Here is a 5,132-nt window from a genome sequence, read left to right on the forward strand (position 1 = left end):
CCGCGCCTCTTCGTCGTGAGTAGGGACAAGATAGGGAATTGTACTACCATCCCTTGCCCCTAACATCACCACACGCTCGCGAATCTGTGGCACGCCAAAGTTAGCCGTGTTATACAACTCGAAACTGACTTCATAACCAGCATCTCGCAAGTGTGCCAAAATATAGCGAAGCGCCCCACCAGGTTTCTCGTCTTCCAGTGGCGAAGTGCCACTATAATCTCGCTCACTATGCGGGCGATGCTGCATTGGTGTTGAGAGTATCCCTCGGACATTCTCAATCACAATATATTTGGGCCGGAGTTTACCAATCAAATCAATAAAGTGCAGAAACACATTCCCACGCTCATCATTGAGACCGAGTCGTTTTCCCGCCGTAGAAAATGCTTGACAGGGAGGCCCTCCCACAATAGCAAAAAGCTCTTCAGGTTCAATCTTCTGCTCACGCATCAACTGATCTGCTGTTAAATCACGAATATCTCCATCGTAGAGAGAGAGTTTAGGACGATTCTGTCGAATGGTTTGGCAAGCCTTTGGATCGAACTCATTGACTGCCACAGACTCCAAACCTGCCGACTCAAGTCCAGAATCCAGCCCAAGCGCCCCACTGAAAAATCCAAGAAATTTATGCTGCCCCATACTCTTAAAAACGCCCTGCCTCTTTTGCTGTATTATACTTGCTATGCCCCTCGCTGTCACGGCAGAGAATCTCATAGAGATTGCTAAAAATAGCTGCCAAAACCAAGGTTTCAATTGGCCCTCAGATCTCGAAAATCTTCTCCTTTTGTGTTTCGCTGAGCCCGCACTTTTTCCCAAGAAAGGCAAGCTGGATATTAATTTCCTGACAGAAAAAGCGGAGATCGAATCCTATCTGACAAAGTACACTCAGAAGTTCTTCATGGAACGGGAGAGTACTATCCAGTTCAAAAATGTGGCCACCCTCCCCGATCCAGCAGTGGATGAAGTTCTACATTCCTTTGCAAACGTTCCATCAAACGATTTAGATAAGATGAAAGAATATCATCGTTTATCAATGGCCGCAGAAAATCTTATTGGTAGCCTGCTGGAAAGATACATTGCTAGTCGTCTGGATAAATCAGGATGGATCTGGGCATGTGGCGAAACACTACGTGCCGTTGACTTTTTCAAACCTGGTTCACCACCTAGCCTTCTCCAAGTGAAAAATCGTAGCAACTCAGAAAACAGTTCCTCATCAGCGATTCGGATCGGCACAAATATTCAGAAATGGTACAGGATCAATGCCGCAAACGGACAGACGAACTGGGAGGACTTACAAACCAAAACAGGTGTTATCCTAAGCGAGGATGATTTCTACGCATTCATTCGACTCACTGCTAAAGGATAAAATCTAAAGCGGTGGTTCTTTGTCTGTGGTGACGTTTTTAAGCTGGACGGTCAAGATCGTGATTGGGGGAAGGTCGCGGGTGAAGGCACCTTCGATATCAATCTTGCGGCTAGTCTCGATACGACGTGGTAGGCCATCGCCTCCCAGCCAGATCCGGTCACTATTTTCGGTGGTTGTCGGACGGCCTCGGGCACTATCTGTCTTGGTGGTTCGTACCAGCTCGACTCCTTGCAGCGATGTCCCGTCAGGCAGCACGAGGGGCTGGAGCAGGCGCACCGTGTCATAGCCCGCGAGGCTAGGTGGGCCTTCCAAAAGTCCCTGAAGTGGTTCCAGTGCGTTGCGGAGAGTGGCTTGGCGCAGGCTCAGATCCAGGCGAACGCCCTCGCGAAGTGCGACCGTGCGCTTCTTGCCATCGCTCTCGGTTACCACGATCTCAACCCCATTGGCCTTGATCGTCTGGCTGACGGGAAAACTATCGCGGCCCTTGATCTCAATAAGCGCACTGCCGGGACGCTGGAGCCAGAGGTCATAGGTGCCGTTGTAGCCACCGCGTCCCCCGCCACGAGGATCACGGGAGTTGTCCGCACGTTTCAGCTGCTCGGTGGTGACCGTGGCGGCGGCGTGGAGCGTGAAGTAGCGCTGGTGAGCACTCTCCCACTTCTCCAAGAGTGCTAGAGCCGCTGGGTCTACCTGGGTGGGCTGAGGCTCATCCCGGCGCTCAGGCACTTTGAGGGGCACCTCGGTGTAGTTATCCGGGAGGGCTTGGTCGAACGGGGCAGCCGCTTTTGGCGCGGGCCGATAGGTCTCTTTACGGTAGGTGACACGTCCCTCGCGGGTCTCCCACTCTTCCGCGGCGCTGAGGGCGTGGCTTGTAGTAAAGCGATAGCGACGGATTCGAACCGGACGGCCTGCACGAGGGATAAGCGTGTCCGTCTCCAGAACACTCCCATCGGTGTCTTTCCAAAGGCGGCTCTGCATCGCGCGGGGCGGCTCCAGGGTGATCTGTGCGCCTAGGCTCGTTCCTAAGGGATCGAGTCGGGCAGACTGCAAGGCGCGATCCAGCCGAAGCCCCTGGGTTAAGTAGAGACGGGAGAACTCACGAGTGACCTTGGGCTGCTTTGCACTTCCCCGCTCATCGAAGCGCACCGCCAGGAGCGACTCGCCATCGCAGACCGCCCGACGAATCGTGCGCTGGCCGACAAGCCCGTACTCGTAGCTCACCGCGAGCTTCCCTCCCGGCGCGGCGTAGAGTGTCTCCGTCGTGAGCTGGCCAGGCGAGACGCGTCCCCGACTGCTTTGCAACGTGCTCAGAGTGCACTGAAAACTGTAGCCGGGCGCAGCATGGCTAGCATCACGGGCGGCCCAGTAGGCACGGCGGCCAGCCAGCTCCTCAGCAAACGCAATCCGCGTCGGCAGCTTCGGCGTCGCAGGCATCGTGACGAGAGGCGGGGGCGCAGGCTTGGTCTGTCCTAGACCCACGAGAAGAAAAAGAGCGAAGAGTTGCACAAGACCTCCAGACGTTTTTACTTATGAGATTGTTCAAGATAAACAAATTACATATAAAAAATTTATTCACAAACGAATATAAACAGGATCAACACCTTTTTCATTCTCAACATGATAAGTTATTACTGATAAAAAATACACAAACAACCAAGGAAAAGTATAGTAACTACGCCCTTTGAATTTAATAACGCCAAATGCATCCATATATAATGGATCACCTTTCTCAAAATCAATAATCATTCTAAGATCCCGCATATCTATTTTTGCTTTCGCAACAGGCTTATTGAGAGCCTCAACAGAAGTATCTGTAAAAATCGACAAATCTGTTTCCAATAAATATTTTTCAGAGCGTAGTATTTTCTCATCACAAGATAATGGACAGCTCATAAAGGGAATAGAGTATATACGGATTTTCCCACTTTGGTGTTGAAACTTCTTTTCCATAATCAAAACTACCTATGAGGGATTTCCAAGCCCCAAGATCGCGTCGGCGAGCTCTTCAGCGGCGCGGGGGGTGGCAAGTTTCTTGGCTTTCCCACCCATCCCCGCACGCTGCGAGCGGTCGTCCAGCAGGGGTAGGATGGTAGCAAGTAAAGTGGTACCGGAGCACTCGCTCTGCTTGACAATGACCGCCGCCCCCCCCGCGACTAAGCGCTGGGCATTACGGGTCTGCTCATCGCCACTGGTGGGGACAAGCGGAACAAAGACGGCAGGCTTGCCCAGAGCACAGACTTCGGTGACCGTGCCCGCACCCGAGCGGCAGACCAGAAGATTGGCTAGGGCGTAGGCATCTCCAATCTCATCGGTCTGAATAAAGGGGCGGACAGTCCAGCGGCGCTGCTGCTGCGGCGTGAGGGTTGTGTGGTAGGCAAGAAGCGACTCGGCGTCTTTTTCACCGCACTGATGGAGCACCCGCGCTTGCTTAAGAAGCTCGGGCAGCGCCTCTTTGACCGCATTGTTAAGAATCTGGGAGCCCTGTGCCCCACCGGTCACGTAGATACAGGGCAGGCACTCATCGGTGGGATCGAAGCCAAAGCGGCTCACGGCGCTCTCCGTGCGTCCCGCGAAGATCGCCTCGCGCACCGGGTTGCCGGTGACAAAGGCTTTCTTGCGGAGCCCCGGCGGTAGCTCGTCGAGCGCCCCTTCAAAGCTCAGGGCAATACGCTTGGCGTAGCGCCCGTTGATCTTGTTGGCCAGCCCGACCGTAACCGTCTGCTCATGGGTAATAATGGGAATGCGGAGCATGGCAGCGGCGAGCACGGCGGGAACGGAGACATAGCCCCCCGTGGCGAAGACCACATCGGGCTTGAACTCTTTAACAGCCTTGAGTGCCTGGAAAAATCCCTGCGGCACTTTGAGCGCATCGCGCAGGTTAGCCGCCGTGAGCAGCCCAAGCGGGCCTTTCGAGGAGCGCCGTAGCTTCCCACTGGCCACCGCGACAAACTCCAATCCGGCTTCTCGCGCCAGCTTTGCCTCAATGCCCGCCTCACTGCCGACATAGCGAATCACAATCGTCTGATCGCGTTTACGAAGAACCTGGATCACGGCCAGCGCGGGGCTCACGTGTCCGCCGGTTCCTCCACCGGTTACTAAAACTCTCAAGATGTCTTTTCTTCCCGCGTCAGGTTCAAGTGACGCTCGGGCATACCCACTCGAATATCGCTGCCTTTTCCCTCAACATCAGAGAGTTCGAAAAAACTGCTCTCTAAAAACAAGACAAAGGCACGGCGCTCGGAATCGTAGAACGCGTCCATGAGCTGAGTGTCAGGTGGCATGGGCGGCAAGTTATAGTTCTCGCCGCTGGAGATGGTCTGGAGGAGCTGGACGATACGCTCAGGGGGGATAAAGTAGGCTTCCCAGCGAACATCGCCTGCAAGGTGCCGAGGACGTACGGGAGGCAAAGCATCCTCCTCTAGTGCAAAGACCAGCTCATCCCAGCCACCACTCCAGTTACCCCGTGAGAGCCTCACCTGCGCTGGTGAGTAAAAAGCGCTCTCAAGAACCACTAAACACTGTTCAGTTTCGCTGTCGTAGCAGGCATCCACGACACGAACATCGGGGGGGAGTGGCTCGGCTTTCAAGTTGACATCGTGGCGCGACATGAGCTGTAAAAGCTGCATGAGATCGCCCGGTCGAACCCTGAAAAGAGTCCACCGCTTCTCATATACACCGTCTACTTCCTGCCCTATCACGCTCGCCATGATACCACGCGCCTATGGGATAAGATTTGGGTGTGACTCATTTTGGTTGAAGGAGTTGGGGG

At 54.2% G+C, this 5,132-nt stretch carries 6 protein-coding genes; 1 reads left to right on the top strand and 5 read right to left on the bottom strand.

Annotated features, from left to right (window positions below):
• The coding region (locus RMO15_RS10140) for a DNA cytosine methyltransferase (RefSeq protein ID WP_309711489.1) at positions 1-636 on the bottom strand (636 nt) is incomplete at its 3' end.
• Positions 637-679: 43 nt separating this feature from the next.
• Here RMO15_RS10140 and RMO15_RS10145 point away from each other — a divergent pair.
• A complete protein-coding gene (locus tag RMO15_RS10145; RefSeq protein WP_309711491.1) occupies positions 680-1,363 on the top strand; it encodes a SinI family restriction endonuclease in 684 nt (227 codons plus the stop codon).
• A 3-nt stretch (positions 1,364-1,366) separates the two neighbouring features.
• Here the strand turns inward: RMO15_RS10145 and RMO15_RS10150 are convergent, their stop codons facing one another.
• The 4 genes from RMO15_RS10150 to RMO15_RS10165 all read right to left on the bottom strand — a co-directional run bounded on the left by RMO15_RS10150 (position 1,367) and on the right by RMO15_RS10165 (position 5,061).
• Positions 1,367-2,869, bottom strand: coding sequence for a hypothetical protein (locus RMO15_RS10150; RefSeq protein WP_309711492.1), 1,503 nt, complete (start codon positions 2,867-2,869; stop codon positions 1,367-1,369).
• A gap of 66 nt (positions 2,870-2,935) precedes the next feature.
• Positions 2,936-3,313 carry a hypothetical protein gene (locus tag RMO15_RS10155; protein ID WP_309711494.1) on the bottom strand — a complete coding sequence of 126 codons (378 nt, stop codon included), beginning with the start codon at positions 3,311-3,313 and terminating at the stop codon, positions 2,936-2,938.
• A 12-nt stretch (positions 3,314-3,325) separates the two neighbouring features.
• The gene (murG, locus tag RMO15_RS10160; protein ID WP_309711496.1) at positions 3,326-4,471 is read right to left on the bottom strand and encodes an undecaprenyldiphospho-muramoylpentapeptide beta-N-acetylglucosaminyltransferase; all 1,146 of its coding nucleotides are present in this window, start codon (positions 4,469-4,471) and stop codon (positions 3,326-3,328) included.
• A complete protein-coding gene (locus tag RMO15_RS10165; RefSeq protein WP_309711498.1) occupies positions 4,468-5,061 on the bottom strand; it encodes a hypothetical protein in 594 nt (197 codons plus the stop codon). Before RMO15_RS10165 ends, murG begins: the two co-directional genes overlap by 4 nt.
• Positions 5,062-5,132 lie beyond the last annotated feature (71 nt).

The organism is Armatimonas sp., assembly GCF_031410135.1.
GTDB lineage: Bacteria > Armatimonadota > Armatimonadia > Armatimonadales > Armatimonadaceae > Armatimonas.